General features: G+C 65.9%; 19 protein-coding genes. 5 read left to right on the plus strand and 14 right to left on the minus strand.

The genetic code is table 11. From position 1 onward, the window contains the following. Window positions 1-151: 151 nt before the first annotated feature. The 12 genes from ACILRA_RS02940 to ccmI all read right to left on the minus strand — a co-directional run bounded on the left by ACILRA_RS02940 (window position 152) and on the right by ccmI (window position 13,044). The gene (locus tag ACILRA_RS02940) at window positions 152-658 is read right to left on the minus strand and encodes a periplasmic heavy metal sensor (protein ID WP_395660596.1); all 507 of its coding nucleotides are present in this window, start codon (window positions 656-658) and stop codon (window positions 152-154) included. Beyond that, the gene (locus ACILRA_RS02945) at window positions 655-1,029 is read right to left on the minus strand and encodes a hypothetical protein (protein WP_395660597.1); all 375 of its coding nucleotides are present in this window, start codon (window positions 1,027-1,029) and stop codon (window positions 655-657) included. The genes ACILRA_RS02940 and ACILRA_RS02945 overlap by 4 nt, the downstream gene beginning before the upstream one ends. Window positions 1,030-1,037: 8 nt before the next feature. Further along, window positions 1,038-1,631, minus strand: coding sequence for a sigma-70 family RNA polymerase sigma factor (locus ACILRA_RS02950; RefSeq protein ID WP_395660598.1), 594 nt, complete (start codon window positions 1,629-1,631; stop codon window positions 1,038-1,040). Between the two features lie 21 nt (window positions 1,632-1,652). Continuing rightward, window positions 1,653-2,102, minus strand: a complete 450-nt coding sequence (locus ACILRA_RS02955; protein WP_395660599.1) for an EF-hand domain-containing protein — start codon at window positions 2,100-2,102, stop codon at window positions 1,653-1,655. A gap of 67 nt (window positions 2,103-2,169) precedes the next feature. After that, window positions 2,170-5,049 (minus strand): bifunctional [glutamine synthetase] adenylyltransferase/[glutamine synthetase]-adenylyl-L-tyrosine phosphorylase, encoded by a 2,880-nt coding sequence (locus tag ACILRA_RS02960; RefSeq protein WP_395660600.1) that lies wholly within the window; start codon window positions 5,047-5,049, stop codon window positions 2,170-2,172. A gap of 136 nt (window positions 5,050-5,185) precedes the next feature. Then, a complete protein-coding gene (locus ACILRA_RS02965) occupies window positions 5,186-6,598 on the minus strand; it encodes an ATP-binding protein (RefSeq protein ID WP_395660601.1) in 1,413 nt (470 codons plus the stop codon). After that, window positions 6,595-7,269, minus strand: coding sequence for a winged helix-turn-helix domain-containing protein (locus ACILRA_RS02970; protein ID WP_395660623.1), 675 nt, complete (start codon window positions 7,267-7,269; stop codon window positions 6,595-6,597). The genes ACILRA_RS02965 and ACILRA_RS02970 overlap by 4 nt, the downstream gene beginning before the upstream one ends. 186 nt (window positions 7,270-7,455) lie before the next feature. Next, on the minus strand, window positions 7,456-8,949 hold the full coding sequence (locus tag ACILRA_RS02975) for a Do family serine endopeptidase (protein ID WP_395660602.1): 1,494 nt from the start codon (window positions 8,947-8,949) through the stop codon (window positions 7,456-7,458). Window positions 8,950-9,060: 111 nt separating this feature from the next. Then, window positions 9,061-9,525 carry a cytochrome c-type biogenesis protein gene (locus ACILRA_RS02980; protein WP_395660603.1) on the minus strand — a complete coding sequence of 155 codons (465 nt, stop codon included), beginning with the start codon at window positions 9,523-9,525 and terminating at the stop codon, window positions 9,061-9,063. Beyond that, on the minus strand, window positions 9,522-11,501 hold the full coding sequence (locus ACILRA_RS02985; RefSeq protein WP_395660604.1) for a heme lyase CcmF/NrfE family subunit: 1,980 nt from the start codon (window positions 11,499-11,501) through the stop codon (window positions 9,522-9,524). Before ACILRA_RS02985 ends, ACILRA_RS02980 begins: the two co-directional genes overlap by 4 nt. Next, the gene (ccmE, locus tag ACILRA_RS02990) at window positions 11,498-11,956 is read right to left on the minus strand and encodes a cytochrome c maturation protein CcmE (RefSeq protein WP_395660605.1); all 459 of its coding nucleotides are present in this window, start codon (window positions 11,954-11,956) and stop codon (window positions 11,498-11,500) included. Before ccmE ends, ACILRA_RS02985 begins: the two co-directional genes overlap by 4 nt. Next, window positions 11,953-13,044: a c-type cytochrome biogenesis protein CcmI gene (ccmI, locus tag ACILRA_RS02995; RefSeq protein WP_395660606.1), complete on the minus strand. Its 1,092-nt coding sequence runs from the start codon at window positions 13,042-13,044 to the stop codon at window positions 11,953-11,955. Before ccmI ends, ccmE begins: the two co-directional genes overlap by 4 nt. A gap of 162 nt (window positions 13,045-13,206) precedes the next feature. Between ccmI and ACILRA_RS03000 the strand changes: the two genes are divergently transcribed. From ACILRA_RS03000 to ACILRA_RS03015, 4 genes are read left to right on the plus strand one after another with little or no spacing between them, the layout of a single operon-like run. Next, entirely contained in the window at window positions 13,207-14,460 is a 1,254-nt protein-coding gene (locus ACILRA_RS03000) for a sarcosine oxidase subunit beta family protein (RefSeq protein ID WP_395660607.1), read from the plus strand. Window positions 14,461-14,471: 11 nt separating this feature from the next. After that, the gene (locus ACILRA_RS03005; protein WP_395660608.1) at window positions 14,472-14,825 is read left to right on the plus strand and encodes a sarcosine oxidase subunit delta; all 354 of its coding nucleotides are present in this window, start codon (window positions 14,472-14,474) and stop codon (window positions 14,823-14,825) included. Beyond that, a complete protein-coding gene (locus ACILRA_RS03010) occupies window positions 14,822-17,830 on the plus strand; it encodes a sarcosine oxidase subunit alpha family protein (RefSeq protein WP_395660609.1) in 3,009 nt (1,002 codons plus the stop codon). Before ACILRA_RS03005 ends, ACILRA_RS03010 begins: the two co-directional genes overlap by 4 nt. Next, window positions 17,823-18,425, plus strand: a complete 603-nt coding sequence (locus ACILRA_RS03015; RefSeq protein ID WP_395660610.1) for a sarcosine oxidase subunit gamma — start codon at window positions 17,823-17,825, stop codon at window positions 18,423-18,425. Before ACILRA_RS03010 ends, ACILRA_RS03015 begins: the two co-directional genes overlap by 8 nt. 81 nt (window positions 18,426-18,506) lie before the next feature. Here the strand turns inward: ACILRA_RS03015 and ACILRA_RS03020 are convergent, their stop codons facing one another. Both ACILRA_RS03020 and ACILRA_RS03025 read right to left on the minus strand, forming a co-directional pair. Next, a complete protein-coding gene (locus ACILRA_RS03020; protein ID WP_395660611.1) occupies window positions 18,507-18,827 on the minus strand; it encodes a GIY-YIG nuclease family protein in 321 nt (106 codons plus the stop codon). A 119-nt stretch (window positions 18,828-18,946) separates the two neighbouring features. Further along, window positions 18,947-19,828, minus strand: a complete 882-nt coding sequence (locus ACILRA_RS03025) for a methylenetetrahydrofolate reductase (protein WP_395660612.1) — start codon at window positions 19,826-19,828, stop codon at window positions 18,947-18,949. Window positions 19,829-20,016: 188 nt separating this feature from the next. On the opposite strand from ACILRA_RS03025, the gene ACILRA_RS03030 reads away from it, so the two are divergent. Further along, on the plus strand, window positions 20,017-21,012 hold the full coding sequence (locus ACILRA_RS03030; RefSeq protein WP_395660613.1) for a GlxA family transcriptional regulator: 996 nt from the start codon (window positions 20,017-20,019) through the stop codon (window positions 21,010-21,012). Window positions 21,013-21,075 lie beyond the last annotated feature (63 nt).

Genomic DNA, 21,075 nt, shown 5'->3' on the forward strand with positions numbered 1-21,075 from the left:
CCACCACGCGTTCACGCAAGTCGTTCGACAAAGGATGCGGCATGGCTTTCACCTCCGCATACCGTGAATCACTTTTCAGCCGATTTGGGAACCCCCATCCGATTCCACATGAACGTGTGACGCTCTAAAGCGGTCAAGCGAGATCAGGGGATCAATCCTCCCGCTTGTCACCCCTGCCCCGGCCCCGATCGGCGCGCTGGCGGATATGCTTGGCGAGAAGCTTTCGTTCTCCGGACGTCAGCATGGCAATGAGCTTCAGCGCAGTCTGGCCGCCTGCGGTGACGAGCTTGCCGCTTCTGTCCGAGAAACTGCCAACGGCGGCCTCGACGCGGGTAGGGTCGTAGGGCTCGGCGTCGAGGGCGGATGCCAGCACGGCGATCTCCTCACGCGCCGCGCGCCGGCCGTCGCGGAAGGCGGGGCCCATCTCACGGAACACGCCGAGCAGTTCAGCCTTGCGGGCCTGATCGAGTTCGCCGAAGAACTTGCGCGGAATAAGCTGCACCTGGGAAAGGCCAGCCACCCGTTCCGGCGGCTCATGCACCATGAAGCGCGCCACACCCGCCCCCACGAACAGCAGGTTGACCGCCAGCGAGGCGATGAGCGCCGCCTTCAGCCATGGAAAGCGGCGGGCGGCCGTGGCAGTCGCGGTCTCGCTCATGAGAAGCTTTCCTCGGCAAAGGCGTCAGCCTCGCCCACGCCGCCCAGATCATCAGGCACGTCGTCGTACTGGGCAACGCCGCCGGTGATCGCACCTGGCAACATGAAGTCGAGCGTTCCTTGCGCGCCCAGATAGACGCCGAGCGCCAGCGACGCAGCCAGCGGCAGGGCGGCAGCATAGCGCAAGGCATTGCGCCGCGGCGGCAGCGCCACGACATTGGACACCTGCCGTTCCTGCGCGATGCGCGCCATGAGCCGCGCCGTGGCGCCCTCGGGCAACGCCGGATCGGAGGCGAGCCGCAGCAGCCTGCCTGCCTCCCGCTCATCCTCGTCGGGGGTCGGGTCCCGGCGCATGTCATTGCCGTCGTTCATCTCAGTCCTCAAAGTCCTGTTTCCGCCAATCCGCCGATGAGGTCACGCCACTCGGCCGACAGGCTTTCCTTCAAGCTGCGGCGCGCCCGCGCCAGCAGCGATTCCACCGCCTCGATGCTCACCTCCATCACGGCGGCGGCTTCGATATTGGACAGGCCCTCGAAATACACAAGCGAGAGCGCCAGCCGCTGACGTTCTGGCAGCGCGGCGATCCTGCCGTCCACCAGCCTTGCCGCCTGGGCGCGGTCCAGGGGTGCATCCGGCTGCGCCTGCGGGTCCTGGGGCTCGGGCGCATCCTCCAGCGGAGATACCCGCGGCCTGCGGCTGCCGTCGATCACCGCATTGGAGGCAACCCGCATCAGCCAACCCTTGAGCGCCGCGCCCTCGCGAATCTGTGACGGATTTTTCCACAGCTTCACGAAGGCGTCCTGGGCAATGTCCTCAGCATCGGCGGCCCCGCCCGTCAAGCGCCAGACAAGCCGGTAGACCGGCTGGAAATACCGGCTGACAATCTCGGCGAAGGCCGCCTGGGAGCCCGCAGCAGCGGCCTCCAGCAGGCTGGCATCCGTCATCTGCCGGAAGGCCGGGGCGTCGCGTGTCAAATCCTGGTGCCTGGCTCAGGGTCAGTTGGATTGCTCTCCCGTAGCGGATTTCTTCAATTTCGCAACCTTGTAGTTGAGCGCCTCCGCGAGGCTGACGCCCCCATCCCGGTCGCCATCAGCCGAGGCCACCATCGCCTCGGTGAACTGGTCAAGCTCGGCGCGGGTGATCACGCCGTCCTTGTCGGCGTCGAGCTTGGCAAGGATCCGGCCGCGGCGGCGCTCGAGGGCGCGCAGCAGCACCTCGTCGATCTCAGCCGCTGTGACGGCGCCATTGCGGTCCTTGTCCAGCCGGGCAAAGCGCTTTTCGGCAAAGGGCCTCAGTTCAGCTGCCGTCACCTTGCCGTTGGTGTCGGCATCGGTCTTGCTGAAGGCCTTGGGAGTGCGCGGCAAATAGGGTTCCATGGCCATGCCGGGGGCCGGGGCGATGGCGATACCGGCCATCAGGGCGAGAGCGAGCGCGAAACGGGTCATCGGACGTTCCTCCTGTTGTTGTCCGGACAGTAAGACGGCGGTGAACCGCAATTCCGTCGCGGCCGTCTCAGGAAACCGGACCCACCAGGCGGTCGAAGAGCCGGGCCACCTCGACCTGGGTGTCTGCCAGCAGCGCCTCCGCCGCCCGGATATCCGGGGCGGCGGCGGAGTTGGCCACCAGCATGTTGAGCGCGGGAAGGGATTTCCCGGGCTCGTAGGGCCCGTCGAGGCAGAGCCTCAGCATCTGCGTGAGGCGATGGTAGAGCAGGCCCGCGCGCTTCAGCACGCCATGGTCGCCGCCGGTGAGGAGACCCGCCCGGTGCAGCTTCTCGAAGGCCATCAGCGTGTTGGTGTCCAGAACCTCCGGATGCTCTGCGGCGTGGATCAGCTGCAGCGTCTGGGCGATGAATTCGAGTTCGACCAGGCCGCCGCGCGTCCGCTTCACGTCCCACACCCCGCCGGATCCCTGCTCGCGCAGCATGAGCCGGCGCATGTCGACGACGTCGGCCTTCACCTTCACGGCGTCGCGTGGCTCGGCCAGTGCACGGCGGATCTGGCGGGCGATCTCTTCCGTCAGCCCCGGATCGCCGCAGACCGGCCGGGCGCGCGTCAGCGCCAGCTTCTCCCAGGTCCAGGCCGAGCCACGGTGGTAGTCCTCGAAACTGGCGAGGCTGGCCGCCACCGGCCCCTTGCTGCCCGAGGGCCGGAGCCGCATGTCCACCTCATAGAGAACGCCTTCCGCCGTGGGTGCGGATACCGCCGAGATCAGGCGCTGCGTCAGCCGCGCGAAATACTGGTTGATGCTCAGCGGCTTGGGCCCGAGGCTCACCTCAGCACCCGGTGCTGCATCATAGATGATGATGAGGTCAAGGTCGGAACCCGCCGTCATCTCATTGCCGCCGAGCTTGCCCATGGCGATCACCGCGCTGCGCCCACCCGGCACGGAGCCATAACGGCGCGCGGCATCACGGGTCACCGTTTCGTGCAGCCGGCCGAGCAGCAGCCCGGCGAGCAGCGAGAAGGCGCGGCCCGTCTCCTCAGCGCCCGCCGTCTCGGAGAGGACGCGCACGCCAATGCGGAAGGCCTGCTCCTTGCCAGCAATGCGGGCCCGGTCCGCCACCTCGTCGAGTTCCAGCTCCGGGGGCATGGTGGTGCCGATCAGCCGCAGGATCTCCGCTTCAGAAGGGAGCGAGGAGAAGAAGCCGGGGTCGAGCACGGCATCCAGCACCTTCGGCCTGCGGCTCAGCTGCTCGGCAAGGCGCGGCGCGCTGCCGAGGATGGTGGCCAGGAGATCGAGCAGCTTCGGATTGGCCTTGAGCAGCGAAAACAGCTGCACGCCCGCGGGCAGCCCGCCGAGGAAGCGGTCGAAGGCGAGGAAGGCGAGGTCGGCATCCCCCATCGAGGCGAGCGCGGCGAGAAGCTTCGGCATCAGCTCCGTCAGCAACTCGCGCGAGCGCGCGCTGCGGGTTGCCGCATAGCGGCCGAAGTGCCAGCCCCTGATGGTGGCGGAGACTTCGCTGGGCCCCTTGAAGCCCATGCGCGACAGGGTCTCGATCGTCTCCGGATCGTCCTCACCGCCGGTGAAGACGAGGCTCCCCGTGTCAGTGCCAAGCTCTTCGGCCTGCTCGAACAGCCGCGCGTAATGGCCCTGCACGCATTCAAGCGTGCGGCGCACCTCCTCCTCGAAGGCCGCGGGCGTGGCAAAGCCCGCAAAGCGCGCGAAGCTCTCGAAGGGCCCGTCGCCGGCGGGCAGCGCATGGGTCTGCTCGTCGTTCACCATCTGCACGCGGTGCTCGATCATGCGCAGGAAGCGGTAGCAGCCCTTCAGCTCCTCTGCGGCCTGCGTGCTGATCCACTGGGCCTGCGCCAGCTGGTCGAGCATGGCGAGCGTGCCCCGCCCGCGAAGCTTGGGGTTGCGGCCGCCCGCGATCAGCTGCTGTGTCTGCACGAAGAACTCGATCTCGCGGATGCCGCCGCGCCCGAGTTTCAGGTTATGGCCCCTGACCTTGATCTCGCCATGGCCCTTCACCGCATGGATCTGCCGCTTCATCGACTGCACATCGGCAATCGCCGCGAAGTCGAGGTACTTGCGCCACACATAGGGCTTGAGACGGTCAAGGAATTCCGCGCCCAGTGCGATGTCGCCCGCAGCCGCCCGCGCCTTGATCATGGCGGCGCGCTCCCAGTTCTGGCCCTGGTTCTCATAGTAGACGGCAGCCGCCTCGATCGAGATCGCCACCTGGGTGGCGCGCGGATCGGGCCTCAGGCGCAGGTCGGTGCGGAAGACATAGCCATCCTCCGTCACGTCCTGCATCATTTGCACCAGCCGCCTGGTGAGCCGCACGAAGAAGGTCGAGGCCTCGTCGGGATCCGAGATGAGCGGGGTCGCCGGATCGTAGAGAACGATAAGGTCGATGTCGCTCGAGTAGTTGAGCTCACGCGCGCCCTGCTTGCCCATGGCAAGCGCCACATAGCCCGAGCCCTCAAGCGGATTGGCAAGATCCTTGAGCGTGATCTTGCCTGCGCGCGCGGCATCCGAGAGGAGCCAGGCCGTGGCCGCCTGAAGCGAGGCATCGGCAAAGTCCGTGAGCGCGCCCGTCACCGCCTCAACATCCCAGCGCCCGGAAAGATCGGCCACCGCCACGAGCAGCGCCACCCGCTTGCGCAGCTGCCTGAGCCGCGCCATCGCCTCCGCCTGCGAAGGTTCCGCCGGAATGGATGTGAGCCCCTCAAGCTGCAGCCCCAGCAGCAGGTCCGGATCCTCCCGGAACACACGTCCCGTAAACGCCGGATCACGCAGCATCAACAGCCGGAGAAAGGCAGACCCGCCCGCAATGGCCTCCGCCAGAGGCAGCACCTGCGCCGGAATGCCCCCCTCCGGCATCGCCTCCCGGAAGAGGCGGACGGCATCGGCATCAAGCGGCTCAAGCGGCGGAGCAATGGGCATGGCTGAATTCTAGAGCATGATCCACAGAAGTGGAAACCACTTTTGCACCAAGATCATGCTCAAGCCATTGATCTTGCGCGAGTTCTTTTAGGCGATGTGTTTCCACCTGGCCGGAACGCGCGCGAGAGCTGCCATGTCACCGGGCTTGAACCGGCAGCCCCTTGTCCGGCGGGCGGTGCAGCGGCAGGACCAGGCGGGCCGCCAGGCCCGGGTTGTTGTCTTCCAGCAGCAGTGCGCCCTTGTGGAGTTTCATGACGCCGGAGACGAGGCTGAGCCCTAAGCCGTTGCCGGGCTTGCTGCGGCTTGAATCGAGGCGCACGAAGCGTTCGGTCACGCGGGTGCGGTCCTCGGGGGGAATGCCTTCGCCGTGGTCGGCCACGGTGATCACCACCTTGTCGGCCTCGATCTTGCCGGTCACCGTGATCTGCGGCGTCTCGCCCTCGCGTGCGCCGTATTTGAGGGCATTGTCGAGAAGGTTGGTGAGCGCCTGGGAGAGCAGCTGGCGGTCTCCCATCACGCTGAGGCCGGCCTGGGTTTGGCTGACCAGCGAGCCGCCCTCTTCTTCCGCCATGGGCTCATAGAGTTCGACGACGTCGGCGATGATCGTGCTTGCGTCGACGGCCGCCAGGCCCGAGCGCGACTGGCCGGCTTCGGCCCTGGCGATCGACAGCAGCGCGTTGAAGGTTTCGAGCAGCCGGTCCGAGTCATCGACGGTGCTCTCGAGTGCCGCGCGGTAGTCCGCCTCGTGGCCGGAGCGCAGCGCCGCCTCGACGCGCGCCTTGATGCGGGTGAGCGGCGTCTTGAGGTCATGCGCGACATTGCTCGAGACCTCCTTCATGCCCGCCATCAGGCTCTCGATCTGGTCCAGCATCTCGTTCAGCGCCAGCGCCAGCCGGTCGAGCTCGTCGCTCGAGCCCTGCACCGGCATGCGGCCGGACATGTTGCCCGCCATGATGGTGCGGCTGGCTTCCGTGATGGCATCGACGCGCCGGAGGAAGTTGCGGCTCATCAGCAGGCCGCCGCCCAGGCCCAGCACAAGCGCGATGGCGAGCGCATAAAAGATGGTGCGGCGGATGATGTTGCCGAACTGGCGCAGCGCCTCGACGTCGCGGCCGACGACGAGGCTGAAGCCGCCGGCCAGGTCGGTGTGGAAGGCGCGCGCGATGTGCCGCTCGCGTGCCGAGCCCTTCTCGACATCGAGCGGGAATTCGATCCAGCTTGCCTCCGCCTGGGGCATCGGGGGCAGGCTGGTCAAATTGCCGGCAATGCGCTGGCCCTTGGCGTCCGCCAGCAGATAGACCGAGCCGCTGTCGTCGCTGCTGCGGCGCTGGATGGTATCGATGATGCCGCGCAGGCCCCGCAGGCGATACTGGTCTGCCAGCGCCTGGACTTCGGCGCGGGTCGTCTCGTCGGTCTGCCGCTCCAGCAGCACCGTGGTGTTCCAGTAGACATAGCCCAGAAGCGCGCTCACCGAGAGCGCGAAGACGATGAGATACAGCGCCGCGAGGCGGAAGGTCGAGGTGCGGAGTAGCTTGGCGCGCGCGCTCACGTGTCGCGGATCATGTATCCCGCGCCGCGCACCGTCTGCAGGATGGGCTCGTCATGGCCCTTGTCGATCTTGGCGCGGAGCCTGGAGATGTGCACATCGATGACGTTGGTTTGCGGGTCGAAGTGATAATCCCATACATTCTCGAGCAGCATGGTGCGGGTCACGATGTGGCCGGCATTGCGCACGAGGTATTCGAGCAGCTTGAATTCGCGCGGCTGCAGCAGGATGGGCTTGCCGGCGCGCGTCACGCTGCGCGTCAGCAGGTCGATCTCGAGGTCGGCGGCGCGCAGCCTTGTTTCGAGCGGGGCTTCCTTGGCGCGGTGGCCGAGGTTTTCCACGCGCGCCAGCAGTTCGGCGAAGGAATAGGGCTTGCCGAGATAGTCATCGCCCCCGGCGCGCAGGCCCTTCACCCGCTCGTCGACGTCGGCCAAGGCCGAGAGGATCAGCACGGGCGTCTTGATGTTGAGCTCGCGCAGCTTGCGGATGATGGTGAGGCCATCGATCTTCGGCAGCATGCGGTCGACGATCAGCACATCGTGCACCGCTTCAAGCGCCAGGCCCAGGCCCTCCTCACCGTCGGCGGCGAGGTCGGCCAAATGGCCGGATTCAGCAAGACCCTTGACCAGCCAGCTCGCCGATTCACGGTCGTCTTCGATCACAAGAATGCGCATGGGCTGGCGAGTCGGCTTTGCTGTCCAGACAGGGGTTTCGGACTCTCTAACTTGCATGTTCCATCTCCGGTGAAAAGGGGGAAGCGCGGAGGCGGCGTCCCGTCTGGGGGAGCCGGCCTCCGCGCTGTGAGGCACGCGTGACGCGGAGCGGGGGTGGGGGCGTTGTCCCGCGTGCCCTGTTCTTGATCAGCCCTTGGCGGTGGGAAGCGCCAGGAAGCGCTGGCCGTCCTCGGTCTTCACCAGCAGAAGCACGCGCTTCTTGGTGTTGTCCTTCAGCGCGGCGCGCACGTCGGAGGGCTGGTGCACTTCGGTGCCTGCCACCTCGAGGATCACGTCGCCAGCCTTCAGGCCGCGCTCGGCGGCGGGGCTGCCGGGCTCGACCTCGGCCACCACCACACCGGCACCGTCCTGGGCCGGGGCGACCTTGAGGCCGAAGTCGGAGAGCGACAGGCTGCCCTGCCCGGACCCGCCATCCTTGGAGGCCATCTTCGGATCGCTCGGCATGGTGCCGATCTTCACCGCGAGGTCCATGGTCTTGCCGTCACGCACCAGCGTCACGGGGATGGACTGGCCAGGCTTAAGCTGCGCCACCTTGCGCGAGAGATCGCGCGAGTCGTTGATCTCCTTGCCGTCGACCTTCAGGATGGTGTCACCCTGCTGCATGCCGGCGGCGAGAGCGGGCGATCCTTCGGTCACGTCGGAGACGATGGCGCCCTTGGCCGCGGCGAGGCCGAGGCTTTCGGCGATGTCCTCCGTCACCGGCTGGATCCTGACGCCCAGCCAGCCGCGCGTCACCGTGCCCGATTCCTTGAGGCTGGCGATCACGTTTTCAGCGACCGCGGCCGGGATGGCAAAGCCGATGCCGACTGACCCGCCCGAGGGCGAGAAGATCGCGGTGTTGATGCCCACCACTTCGCCCTCGAGGTTGAAGGCCGGGCCGCCCGAGTTGCCGCGGTTGATGGCCGCGTCGATCTGCAGGAAGTCGTCATAGGGGCCAGCACCGATATCGCGGCCGCGCGCCGAGATGATGCCCGTGGTGACGGAGCCGCCGAGGCCGAAGGGATTGCCAACCGCCATCACCCAGTCGCCGACGCGCGGCTCGTCCTTGGTGAAGGCGACGTAGTCGAAGGTCTTGCCCTCGCCATTGATCTTGATGAGCGCCAGGTCGGTCTTCTCGTCGGTGCCGATGACTTCGGCCTTGTACTCGGTGCCATCCTTCATGGTGACGGAGACTTCATCCGCGTCCTTGACCACGTGGTTGTTGGTCACGGCATATCCGTCAGCCGAGATGATGAAGCCGGAACCGACCCCCATGCCGCCGCGCTGGCGCCCTTCCTCGCCGCCGTGGCCCTGCATGCCGGGCAGGCCGTTGCGGAACTGCGGGAACTGCTTGAAGAACTCTTCAAGTCCGTTGGGCAGCTGCCGGCCGCCCTGCTCCTCGCCGGTGGCGGCGGCGTTGGCGAACTTCACCTGCACGTTGACGACGGCCGGCATCACGCGGTCAACCAGGTCGGCGAAGCCGCGGCTTGGGTCGATCGCCGCGGCCTGCAGCTGGTTCTGCGCAGTGGCGGGCGTCGAGGGAAGAACGGTGGTGACGGCGACGAGGCCCGTCGCGGCGAGAAGCCCCGCGGCGAACAGTCCAAGCGCCTTGGGAGCCTTGCGGGTAGCGTTGTAAGACATTCACTAATCTCCATCGATCAATTGCGTCGATGGGAGGAAGATAGGAAGTCTCTCCTTACCGTCACCTGTCCAGCTGGTGAAACTTCAGTAACCCTTGCGTCAAACCGGAGGCTATTCGGTGACCCTCTGGAGAGCTTGCCGTTCTGCCTCGGTCAGCGGCATTTCCGGGGCCGTTTCCACGCGCCTGCGGCGCAGCAGCAGGGCGCCCCCGGCGATCAGAAGGACGGCAAAGGGCGTGCCCCACAGCAGAATCGTGCCCGGCGTGAGCCGCGGCTTCAGCAGCACGAATTCACCGTAGCGGGCGACCACGAACGCCATGATCTCCTCGTCGCTCTTGCCCGCGGAAAGCTGTTCGCGCACCAGCGTGCGCAGGTCCTTGGCCAGCGGCGCGTCCGAATCGTCGATCGACTGATTCTGGCACACGAGGCAGCGGAGCTGGGCGGAGAGCGCACGCGCCCGGTGCTCCAGCGCGGGGTCCTTCAGCAGCTCGTCGGGCGACAAGGCGAAAGCGGGTGACAGGGCGAAGGCGGGCGAGAGCGCCGCGAGCATGGCCGCGATGGCGAGGAGCTTCCTCATTCCGCCGGCACCGCCTGGGCGGGAATGGCGCGCTTCGGCGCACCCACCCGGTAGCGCCGGTCGGAGAGCGACAGGAGCCCGCCGAGGAACATGATCGCGGAACCCAGCCAGATGAAGTTGACGAACGGGTTGTAATAGAGCCGCACGGCCCGTGCGCCGTCATCAGATGCATCGCCCATCACCACATAGGCGTCGCCCAGCAAGGTCTGGTACAGGCCCACTTCGGTCGTCGGCATGCCCGACGGCTTGAACTCGCGCTTCTCGGAGGTGAGGGTTGCGATCTCGCGGCCGTCCTCCTTCAGCAGGAAGCTGCCGATGCGGCCGGTGTAGTTGGGGCCCGTCAGCGGCGCCTCGCCGGTGAAGGTCACGTTGTAGCGGCCGACATCAGCACTCTCGCCCGGCTTCAGCGCCACGATCACCTCGATCTTCCACAGCGAAATGGCGATGATGCCCGCCGTCATGATGCCAACGCCCGCATGGGCGAGGATGCCGCCCAGCGCCGAGCGCGGAAGCCCCCGCAGCCGGTGCCAGCTGGTCGCCAGCGGCGCCTTGAACAGCGAGATCCGCGCGGCGAGGTCAAACAGCGCGCCCAGCACCAGCCAGGCCGCCACCGCCATGCCGACGGGCGCCAGCCAGGGCCCGCGCATGTTGAGCGCCAGCACGAGAAGGCCCACCGCCACCGACAGGCTCAGCGCCAGCCACAGCCGCTGCATGGCAAGCCCCATGTCGCCGCGCTTCCACGCGAGGAAGGGGCCCAGCGGAACGATCAGCAGCAAGGGCAGGATGATCGGCCCGAAGGTGAGGTTGAAATAGGGCGGGCCCACCGAGATCTTCTCGCCCGTCAGCGTCTCGAGCGCCAGCGGATAGAGCGTGCCCACGAACACCGCGAGGCAGGACACGCAGAGCAGCAGGTTGTTGAGCACGAGGCTCCCCTCGCGGCTCACCGGGGCGAACAGCCCGCCGGCCTTCAGCGCGGGCGCCCGCCAGGCAAACAGCGCCAGCGCGCCGCCGGAGAAGAAGCAGAGGATCATGAGGATGAACAGCCCGCGGTCCGGGTCCACCGCAAAGGCATGGACCGAGGTCAGCACGCCCGAGCGCACCAGGAAGGCGCCCATCAGCGACAGCGAGAAGGCGAGGATGGAGAGCAGCACCGTCCAGATCTTCAGCGCATTGCGCTTCTCCACCACGATCGCCGAGTGGATCAGCGCGGTCGCCACCAGCCAGGGCATGAAGCTTGCGTTCTCGACCGGGTCCCAGAACCACCAGCCGCCCCAGCCAAGCTCGTAATACGCCCACCAGGATCCCATGGCGATGCCCACCGTCAGGAACATCCAGGCGGCGAGCGTCCACGGCCTCACCCAGCGCGCCCAGGCGGCGTCCACGCGCCCCTCGATGAGGGCCGCCACCGCGAAGGCGAAGGCGATGGAGAGCCCGACATAGCCCGCGTAAAGAAAGGGCGGGTGGAAGGCCAGGGCCGGATCCTGCAGGATCGGGTTCAGGCCATTGCCCTCGATCGGCGCCGGATCGATCCTGAGGAAGGGGTTGGAGGTCAGCACGATGAACAGCAGGAAGGCGAGGCCGATCGCGCCCTGCACCGCAATCACCCGGGCGCGGAGTTGCATCGGCAGGTTCTGCCCGAACAGCGCAACCGCGGCGCCGTAGAGCGCCAGGATCAGCACCCACAGCACCATCGACCCCTCGTGGTTGCCCCACACGCCACTGATCTTGTAGATCATCGGCTTGGCCGAATGCGAGTTCTCGAACACGTTCTGCACCGAGAAGTCGGAGACCAGATAGGCGTGCGTCAGCGCCAGGAAGGCCAGCAGCACCAGCGCAAACTGCAGCACGGAGGCCGAAATGCCCGTGCGCATGAGCGCCACATCGCCCCGCTGCGCACCATAGAGCGGCACCAGCGTCTGATAGAGCGCCACGCCGACAGCGAGGATCAATGCGAAATGCCCGATCTCCGGTATCATTGATATCCTCCATCTTCAGCGCTCTTGCCGAGCTTCACGCCCTTTTCCTTCAGGCTGTCGGCCAGTTCGCGCGGCATGTAGTTCTCGTCATGCTTGGCCAGCACGGTGTCGGCCACGAAGGTGCCGTCCTCCTGCAGCTTTCCCTCGGTGACGACACCCTGCCCCTCGCGGAACAGGTCGGGCAATATGCCGTTGTAAGTCACCGTGACGGCGGCGATCTGGTCGGTCACGGAAAAGCTGGTGGCGGTGCCCGGCCCCTTCTTCACGGTGCCGTCCTCCACCATGCCGCCCAGCCTGATGCGCTCGCCTGGTTTCACGCCGGTTTCGGCCAGGTCGCTCGGCGTATGGAAGAAGGTGATGGTACCGGACAGCGCATAGAGCACGAGCGCTACCGCGAGCCCGATGACGGAGAGCCCGCCGAGGATCATGGTCAGGCGCTTCTGCTTTCTGGTCATTGCAGCTTCATGTCCTTTGCCAGGGCAGCGATCTGCGCCAGCGCATCGGCGTTGCCGCTGTATTGCGCCAACGCCTTGTCATACGCGTCCTTGGCCTTGCCGGCCTCGCCCAGCACCGCGCGTGAGCGGATCAGCCGCAGCCAGCCGTCGAGGTCGTCCGGGTTGGCGGCGAGCCTTTCCTCCAGCCCGTCCACCATGGTCCGGATCATCGCCTGCTGGTCTTCCGCGCTCATGTCCTGCGCGGCGGCCATCGTCTCGCTGTCAAGTGCGGGCGGCTTGGCGCCCATGTCCTGCATTTCGGCCACCAGCATGGGCCGCCATGGCGCATCGGCGGGGGTATCCTTGAGGAAGGCCTCGAAGGCGGCCTTGGCCTCCTCCGTCTTGCCCTCCTGCTTCAGCGCCAGCGCATCATAGAAGCGCGCCTTGGGCAGCTTGGGGTCGAGCGCCAGCGCCTTGCCGAATTGCGCATGCGCCTCCGCCGGGACAATGCCCTGGCCCGCCATCACCATGGCCTCGGCGTAGTCGGCAATCGCCAGGGCATCGGGCGGCGACAGCCTGACGATGTTGCGGTGGGCCTCCACCTCATCGGCGAAGCGCATGCCGCGGCGGTAGGCGGGCGCCAGGACCTTCCAGCCCTCGATGTCATCCGGGCTGCTGGCCAGGTGCTGCTCCACCTTCGCGATCAGGGCCTCATAGTCGCCCTTCTCCTCGGCCTGAGCCATGCGCTCGGCCAGAGGCACGCCGGGAAGGCCGGGGCTTCCGGCCTTGACGTAGAGCGGAATGGCGACAATCGGCACGAGCAGCACGCAGAGCAGCGCCACGGCGGGGGCGGCGGCGGCCTGCCTTTCCTGCGGCCGCCCGGCAGCGGCGATGATGCGGCGCGAAATCTCGTTGCGGGCGGCCTCGGCCTCGGCGGGCCCGATCACGCCGCGCTCGAGGTCGCGGTCGAGTTCCGCCAGCTGATCGCGGAACACGGCCCGGTCATAGGCATTGCGGTCAACGCCCTCACCCGTCCCGCGCTTCAGGGCGGGCAGCAGAAGGGCTGCGATCACCGCAGCGGTCATGGCCGTAATCGCGATCCAGATCATGGTGGGCTATGAGATATTCCCTTGGGGCCTATTAATGCAATTCATCCTGTCGTCACGTTTCCCGGTCGCATTGTCGCATGGCAGCATTGGGGCGTCGGAAAATCCTTGGTGGCAGCATGCATGGCTTGTTAGATAGCCCATAGTTACAAGGAATTCACCCTCATGAAGTCGCGGTACTCGATCTTTTCGCTCGCGCGGAATGCCATGAACTACCACAAGGACTGGGAACGCGCCTGGCGCTCGCCCAATCCGAAGCATGAGTATGACGCGGTCATCGTGGGTGCGGGCGGCCATGGCCTGGCCACCGCCTATTACCTGGCCAAGAACCACAAGATGACCAATATCGCGGTTGTCGAAAAGGGCTGGCTTGGCGGCGGCAACACCGGCCGCAACACCACCATCATCCGCTCGAACTACCTGCAGGACCCCTCGATCGCCATCTATGAGCTCGCCCGCTCGCTCTATGAGGACCTGTCGCAGGACCTGAACTACAACGTCATGTTCAGCCCCCGCGGCGTCGTCATGCTGTGCCAGACCCAGCATGAGTTCCGCGCCTTCCAGCGAACGGCGCACGCAAACCGCCTCGCCGGCCTCGACTGCCGCATGATCACGCCGGCTGAGGTGAAAGAGATCGTCCCGATCATCAATGACGATCCGAACTGCCGCTACCCCATCCTCGGCGCCTATTATCAGCCGCGTGGCGGCACCGGCCGTCATGACGCGGTCGCCTGGGGCTATGCCCGCGGTGCGGACTCCATGGGCGTCGACATCATCCAGAATTGTGAAGTGACGGGCATCCAGCGCGACGGCGGCAAGGTTGTCGGGCTCGAAACGACTCGCGGCGTGATCAAGACCAAGAAGATCGGCGTCGTCACCGCCGGCCACGTCTCCACCATCATGGACATGGCGGGCGTGAGGATGCCCATCGAGAGCCAGTGCCTGCAGGCGCTCGTCTCAGAGCCCATCAAGCCTGTCATCGACTGCGTCGTCATGGCCAACACGGTCCATGGCTACATGAGCCAGTCGGACAAGGGTGAGCTTGTCATCGGCGGCGGCACGGACCCCTACAACAACTACTCGCAGCGCGGCTCATTCCCCGCACTCGAGCACACGGTCACGGCCCTCGTCGAGACCTTCCCCATCATCTCGCGCCTGCGCATGCTGCGTCTCTGGGGCGGCATCGTGGACATGACGGGCGACCGTTCGCCCATCATCTCCAAGACGCCGGTCGATGGTCTTTACGTCAACTGCGGCTGGGGCACCGGCGGCTTCAAGGCCATTCCGGGTTCGGGCTGGGTCTTCGCCGACACCATCGCCAATGACCGGCCCCATCCCATCGCCGAGCCCTTCGGCCTCAACCGCTTCCAGGAAGGCCGCCTGATCGACGAATCCGTCGCAGCTGCCGTCGCCCACTAGGAGTTGCCCCGATGCTAGTCGTCAAATGCCCCGTCTGCGGTGCTGAAGGTGATGAGACGGATTTTCACGCCGCGGGCCAGGCCCATGTGCGCCGCCCCGCAACGAGTGACCCCGCCCATGTGACGGACGAGGAGCAGCGCGACTATCTCTTCATCCGCCACAACCCCAAGGGCCTCCACTTCGAGCGCTGGCGCTGTGACCGCGGCTGCGGCAAGTGGTTCCACGCCGCGCGCGATACGGTGACGCTGGAGTTCAAGGCCTTCTACGGCATCACCGAACTGCCGCCCGCCGACCTGATCGCCCAGGCCAAAGGTCCGTGGGCGGAATATTTCGCCAATCGCCTGAAGGCGGAGAAGAATTCATGAGCAAGCCATATCGACTGAACGGCGGCGGCAGCCGTATCGACCGCTCGAAGCGCGTGACATTCTCCTTCGACGGCAAGACGCTGTCTGGCTTCCAGGGTGATACCATCGCCTCCGCCGTCATGGCCTCCGGCCAGCGCGTCTTCGGCCGCAGCTTCAAGTACCACCGCCCGCGCGGCATCGTTGGCTTGGGCTCCGAAGAGATGAACGCCCTCACCGGTGTTGGCGAAGGTGCGCGCCACGAGCCGAACCTGCGCGCCACCCAGATCGAGATCTTCAACGGCCTCTCCGCCGTCTCGCAGAACCGCTGGCCGTCGCTCAACTGGGACGTCGGCGCCATCAACAACGCCATGTCGCGCTTCATCCCCGGCGGCTTCTATTACAAGACGCTGATGTGGCCCGCCTCCTTCTGGAAGCACGTCTACGAACCCATCATCCGCCGCGCCGCTGGCCTGGGCAAAGCCCCCGAAGGCCGCGACCCTGACACCTATGAGCAGATCCACGTCCATTGCGACGTGCTGGTGATCGGCGCTGGCATCGCCGGACTCGCTGCAGCCGAAGCCGCAGCCGCCAATGGCGCCAAGGTGATCCTCGCGGATGAGAACCCGCGCTTCGGCGGCATCGCCGACATCTCCGGCGGTACCATCGACGGCCACTCGCTTGACCAGTGGAGCGCCACCACATCGGCCAAGCTCGCCGCCGCCGAAAACGTCCATGTGCTGAACCGCACGACGGTGGTGGGCCACTTCCACCACAACTTCCTCATGCTGTTTGAGCGGCTGGCCGATCACGATCCCGCGCTGCTTGTCGCTGGCGTCCCGCGCCACCGCTTGTGGAAGGTGCGCGCACATCAGGTGATCCTCGCCACCGGCTCCATCGAGCGCCCGATTGCTTTTGCCAACAATGACCGCCCGGGCGTCATGCTGGCGTCTGCCGCGCGGGGCATGATCGAGCGCTATGGCGTCTCCCCCGGCGCATCCGGCGTCGTCTTCACCAACAATGACGATGCCTATCAGACGGCCCTCGTCCTCAAATCCGCCGGCGTCGGCGTCCGCGTCGTTGACTCGCGCGGGCGGGCTGAAGGGGCGCTGCCCAACAAGGCGCGCGAGATGGGCATCACGGTCGAGACCGGCTCCGTCATCTCCGCCGTCAACACCAGCTGGGGCGGCCTCAACATCACCGACGTCAAGCTCGCCTCCTACCGCAAGGGCCAGGGCCGCGTGATCAAGGAGACGAAGCACGCCTGTGATTTCGTCGCCATGTCCGGCGGCTGGAATCCGGCGCTGCACCTCTGGTGCCACAATGGCGGCAAGATCCGCTTCGACGAGCAGATCCAGTCCTTCCGGCCTGACCGCCACAACGACAAGATCACCGCAGTGGGCGCCGCCAACGGCAGCTTCGGCCTCTCGCAAATTCTGGAAGAGGCTTACGCTGCAGGCTCAAAGCTTGCAGGCTCCGGCAACGTCCACCCCGTTCCCGCCGCCGTGCAGGCTGACGAGCGCCCGCTCGAGCCTATCTGGTTCGCGCCTGCCACGGGAAAGTACAATGAAGGCAACAAGCACTTCATCGACTTTCAGAACGATGTGACGGCGGCCGATCTCGAACTCGCCCAGCGCGAGGGCTATGAATCGGTGGAGCACACCAAGCGCTACACCACCTTCGGCATGGCCACCGACCAGGGCAAGACGTCCAACCTCAACGGCCTCGGCGTCCTGTCGGAAGCAACCGGCAAGTCGATCCCCGAGATCGGCGTCACCACCTTCCGCCCGCCCTACACGCCCTTCTCCTTCGGCTCGATTGCGGGCGTGCTGACAAAGCAGCTCTTCCTCCCCATCCGCCGCACCGCCATTTACCAGTGGCATGTGGACCAGAAGGCCGTGTTCGAGCCCGTCGGCCAGTGGCGCCGCGCCTATACTTACCCCAGGGGCGCTGAAGACAAGCACGCTGCAATCGACCGCGAGATCCTCGCCGTGCGCAACAAGGTGGGCCTGCTCGATGCGTCCACCCTGGGCAAGATCGAGATCAAGGGCCCGGACGCCGCCGAATTCCTCGACCGCATGTACACCAACATGTTCTCGACGCTGAAAGTGGGCAAGTGCCGCTATGGCCTGATGATGAATGAGTTGGGCTTCCTCACCGACGACGGCGTCACCGTGCGCCTCGCCGATGATCATTTCCTCATGCACACGACGTCCGGCGGTGCTGACCGCATCGCCGCCTGGCTGGAAGAATGGCTGCAGACGGAGTGGACCCACTACAAGGTCTTCGTCACCCCCGTCACCGAGCAGTGGTCACAATTCGCCATCGCCGGCCCCAAGGCGCGTGAGGTCTTAAAGAAGCTCGACCCCAGCTTCGACATCTCGCACGAGGCGCTCCCGCACATGTCCTTCGTCGAAGGCAAGCTCGGCCCCTACCCCGTGCGCCTGTTCCGCATCTCCTTCTCGGGCGAACTTTCCTACGAAGTGGCGACGCCGTCGAACTACGGCCTCGGCCTGTGGAAGGCGATCCTCGCCGCGGGTGAAGAGTTTGGGCTGGAGGCTTACGGCACCGAAGCCCTCCACGTGCTCCGCGCCGAGAAGGGCTACATCGTGGTGGGCGACGAAACCGACGGCACCACGACACCCATCGACGTCGGCCTCGACGGCCTCGTCTCCAAGAAGAAGGCCGACTTCATCGGCAAGCGCTCGCTGGAACAGTCCTACCTCAAGGGCCCGAACCGCAAGCAGCTCGTGGGCCTCCTCACCGAGGATCCGAACGACGTGCTCCCCGACGGCGCCTATGCCGTGCGGCAGGTAAAGGACAAGCCGCCGATGGAGATGATCGGCCAGGTCACATCTTCTTATAAGTCCCCCACCCTCGGCCGCTCCATCGCCATGGCGCTGATCGAGAATGGCCGAAACCGCATGGGCGAGACGATTTCCTTCCCGCTGCCTGGCGGCAAGGTCATGCGCGCCACCATCACCGACACCGTCTTCTATGACAAGGAAGGGGCCAAGCTGAATGTCTGAGCTCTCATACGAATCGCCCCTCGCCCACGCCGCAGCACCTCAGGGCCTCGCGATCACCATCCGCGAAATCCCCGACCGCGGCATGATCGACCTGCGCGGCCTCGCGTCAGACCCCGCCTTCCTGTCCGCCGCCCATGACGCGCTGGGCTTCGCGCTTCCAACGGAGCCCCGCACCTCCGCCGCCTGGGGCGACGTGCGCGTGCTCTGGCTGTCGGTTGACCAGTGGCTGATCCTCAGCACACGGAGCAAGGCGCATGACATTCTCGCCAACCTCCGCCAGACGCTCAAGGGAATCCATTCGCTTGCCGTCGACGTCTCCGACATGCGCGCAGTCATCCGCCTCGAAGGCGACGCCTGCCGCGAAGTCCTGATGAAGGGCACCTCCCTCGACCTGCTCTCGGGCGACTACCAGCCTGGCACCTGCCGCCGCATGCGCTTCGCCGAAATCGCCGCGCTGCTCCATGTGGTGGAAGACACGGTCTTCGACGTCTACGTGTTCCGGAGCTACGCCCACTACGCCTGGGATTTCCTCTGCGCCACCGCGAAGGAGAGTTCGAGGGTCAAGCTCTTCGGCGCGCAGGACGTGCCGGCCTAAAGGAAGCTGGATCCCGGCCTTCGCCGGGATGACGGAACACAATAATTGGAACCGTCATCCCGGCAAAGGCCGGGATCCAGCTTACTCTTCGACCAGCGTCGCCAGCGTGTCGATCTCGTCATGCAAGTCCCGCCACTCCGGATTCGTTTCCTCGATCAAGCGGACCTTCCAATCCCTTCGCCACTCCTTGATCTGCTTCTCGCGCCGAATGGCGGCTTCCATCGTGAGCCGGTGCTCATACCAGACGAGCCTCGTCACGCCGTATTCTGAGGTGAACCCGCCAGTCGCCCCATTCTTGTGGTCGCACACGCGGGCCCACAGCGCACTGGTCACGCCGGCATAAATCGTCCCGCGATAGCGGTTCGCCATGATGTACACGGCGGGATGCTTTTCCTGCCCCATGCCCTATCGTAAGGCAGCACGCGGCACAGGCAAAGCTGGATCCCGGCCTTCGCCGGGATGACGAACATAAAAAACGATTACCGAAACACCGTCATCCCGGCGCAGGCCGGGATCCAGCTTCACTTCACCGCCGCCAGCCAATCAAACAGCTTGTCGAACCCGCCGAAGGGATAGAGATGCGGCCCGGCCACACCCAGTTCCGGACGGCCATAATGCAGCTGCGCCAGGCCTGCCACGAAGTCATCCGGCGTATTCACCGTCAGCAGCTTGGTGATGTTCAGCGCCTGCTTGCGGATGAAGCGCGCGGAGTTGCCCACGCCGCACATGGCGGCATATTTCACCAGTGTCTTGATGGTGGCGGGCCCCGGCACGCCCACGAAGATCGGCAAATCGATCCCCTCGGCCCTCAGCATCGCGGCCCATTCCGCCACCGGCTCCGCCTCGAACAGGAACTGCGTGGCGATGAAGCCCTCGAGGTTGTTCGCCTTCAGATAGGCCTGCTTCTCTTTCAGCGCTTTCACCAGCACGGCCTCGCCGTGGATCTTGGTGATGTCCGGGTTGCCCTCGGGGTGGCCGGCAAGGCCGATGTTTTTCACGCCATTTGCTTGGAACACGCCCGTCTGCAAAAGCTGGATCGCCGCGTCATACTGGCCGATGGGCTCGGGCGCGCCGCCGCCCAGCACCAGCATGGAGGTGGCCCCGCATTCCGCCAGCGCCTTGATGCGCGACTGCAGGTCCGCCTCGTCCTTGACGAAGCGCGCGGGCACATGCGGCACCGGGTCGAAGCCACTGGCTTTCAGCTGGCGCGCCGCCTCGATCTGGCCCGCGAGGTCGCCAGCATCGATCAGCGCGATGAACACCCGGCTGCCGGGCTTCAGCTTGTCCTTCAGCAGCGCCAGCTTCTCGATCTGCTTCGGCGTGATCTCGATCGAGGCGAGGCCGAGAAAGGACGAGGTGGCTTCGGCAGGCGGCAGGCTGTGTGAGGCAAGCGGGGCGTTCATCGATGCGGGCTCCGGTTTGGGCGTGCTGCACTCTGCGCTTGGTGCCGACAGCCCGCCCGGATATTTGCGACAGGGCCATTACGAATGCGACTGCCGCGTTCCATCCATGTCGTTTTTCACATGCCGCATGGCGCTTCTGGACAATGCCGTGATTTTGCGCAACAACACGCCAAACAGGAGCATCGCCCATGTTCGGCGACCGACCCAAGCAACTTCCCCATCACTTCGCGGTGGTCGTGGTGCCGGAATTCACCATGATGCCGGTCACCTCGGCGATCGAGCCGCTCCGCATCGCCAACCGCCTGTCGGAAAAGACGCTCTACAAATGGACCATGCATTCGGTGGATGGCCAGCCGGTGGCCGCCTCCAACAACATCCTCGCCATGGTCGATGGCGATCTCTCCGGCATCCCCGAAAACTCGACAATCCTCGTCTGCGCCGGCCTCAACGTGCAGCACCACACGGACAAGCGGCTGGTGGCCTGGCTGCGCAAGGTGGCGCGCAAGGGCACTGATATCGGCGCCGTGTGCACGGGGGCCCATATCCTTGCGGAGGCAGGCCTGCTCGACGGCTACCGGTGCACCATCCACTGGGAGAACCTGCCGGGTTTCACCGAGGCCTTCCCGGAGCTCGATGCCACGGGCGGCCTGTTCGAGATCGACCGGGACCGCTTCACCAGTGCCGGCGGCACCACCGCGCTGGACATGATGCTCACGCTGATTGCCAGCCAGCACGGGCCGGAGCTCGCCTCCGCCGTGGCCGAGGGCATACTCCATTCGCCGATCCGCCACCACAGCGAGCATCAGAGAATGTCATTGCCGGCGCGCATCGGCGCAAGGCACCCGAAGCTCGTCGGCATCATCGAGGAGATGGAAAAGAACCTGGAGGAGCCGCTCTCGCCCTCCCTGCTGGCAAAGCAGGCTGGCCTCTCCACCCGCCAGCTCGAACGCCTGTTCCGCCGCTACCTGGACCGTTCACCGAAGCGCTATTACCTGGAGCTCCGCCTGAAAAAGGCCCGCTCCCTGCTGTTGCAGACGGATATGTCGGTGATCAATGTGGCGCTGGCCTGCGGCTTCGCATCGCCCTCGCATTTCTCGAAGTGCTACCGCGCCTTCTATGGCCGCACCCCTTACCGCGAACGCGGCATTCCGGTGATCGAGGCGGCAGCGGCCGAGACCGTATAAAAACGAAAGGCGGGCCAGATGGCCCGCCTTCCTGCAGTGCCGCCCGCGACCGGGGGGATCAAC

The sequence above is a fragment of the Aestuariivirga sp. genome, from assembly GCF_044239095.1.
Lineage (GTDB): Bacteria > Pseudomonadota > Alphaproteobacteria > Rhizobiales > Aestuariivirgaceae > Aestuariivirga.

What these genes read in the sequence shown, in the direction of transcription:
- ACILRA_RS02940 (WP_395660596.1), bottom strand. Translation starts at nt 658, where the DNA reads ATGAGCGAGACCGCGACTGCCACGGCCGCCCGCCGCTTTCCATGGCTG.
- ACILRA_RS02945 (WP_395660597.1), bottom strand. Translation starts at nt 1,029, where the DNA reads ATGAACGACGGCAATGACATGCGCCGGGACCCGACCCCCGACGAGGAT.
- ACILRA_RS02955 (WP_395660599.1), bottom strand. Translation starts at nt 2,102, where the DNA reads ATGACCCGTTTCGCGCTCGCTCTCGCCCTGATGGCCGGTATCGCCATC.
- ACILRA_RS02960 (WP_395660600.1), bottom strand. Translation starts at nt 5,049, where the DNA reads ATGCCCATTGCTCCGCCGCTTGAGCCGCTTGATGCCGATGCCGTCCGC.
- ACILRA_RS02970 (WP_395660623.1), bottom strand. Translation starts at nt 7,269, where the DNA reads ATGCGCATTCTTGTGATCGAAGACGACCGTGAATCGGCGAGCTGGCTG.
- ACILRA_RS02975 (WP_395660602.1), bottom strand. Translation starts at nt 8,949, where the DNA reads ATGTCTTACAACGCTACCCGCAAGGCTCCCAAGGCGCTTGGACTGTTC.
- ACILRA_RS02980 (WP_395660603.1), bottom strand. Translation starts at nt 9,525, where the DNA reads ATGAGGAAGCTCCTCGCCATCGCGGCCATGCTCGCGGCGCTCTCGCCC.
- ACILRA_RS02985 (WP_395660604.1), bottom strand. Translation starts at nt 11,501, where the DNA reads ATGATACCGGAGATCGGGCATTTCGCATTGATCCTCGCTGTCGGCGTG.
- ccmE (WP_395660605.1), bottom strand. Translation starts at nt 11,956, where the DNA reads ATGACCAGAAAGCAGAAGCGCCTGACCATGATCCTCGGCGGGCTCTCC.
- ccmI (WP_395660606.1), bottom strand. Translation starts at nt 13,044, where the DNA reads ATGATCTGGATCGCGATTACGGCCATGACCGCTGCGGTGATCGCAGCC.
- ACILRA_RS03000 (WP_395660607.1), top strand. Translation starts at nt 13,207, where the DNA reads ATGAAGTCGCGGTACTCGATCTTTTCGCTCGCGCGGAATGCCATGAAC.
- ACILRA_RS03005 (WP_395660608.1), top strand. Translation starts at nt 14,472, where the DNA reads ATGCTAGTCGTCAAATGCCCCGTCTGCGGTGCTGAAGGTGATGAGACG.
- ACILRA_RS03010 (WP_395660609.1), top strand. Translation starts at nt 14,822, where the DNA reads ATGAGCAAGCCATATCGACTGAACGGCGGCGGCAGCCGTATCGACCGC.
- ACILRA_RS03015 (WP_395660610.1), top strand. Translation starts at nt 17,823, where the DNA reads ATGTCTGAGCTCTCATACGAATCGCCCCTCGCCCACGCCGCAGCACCT.
- ACILRA_RS03020 (WP_395660611.1), bottom strand. Translation starts at nt 18,827, where the DNA reads ATGGGGCAGGAAAAGCATCCCGCCGTGTACATCATGGCGAACCGCTAT.
- ACILRA_RS03025 (WP_395660612.1), bottom strand. Translation starts at nt 19,828, where the DNA reads ATGAACGCCCCGCTTGCCTCACACAGCCTGCCGCCTGCCGAAGCCACC.
- ACILRA_RS03030 (WP_395660613.1), top strand. Translation starts at nt 20,017, where the DNA reads ATGTTCGGCGACCGACCCAAGCAACTTCCCCATCACTTCGCGGTGGTC.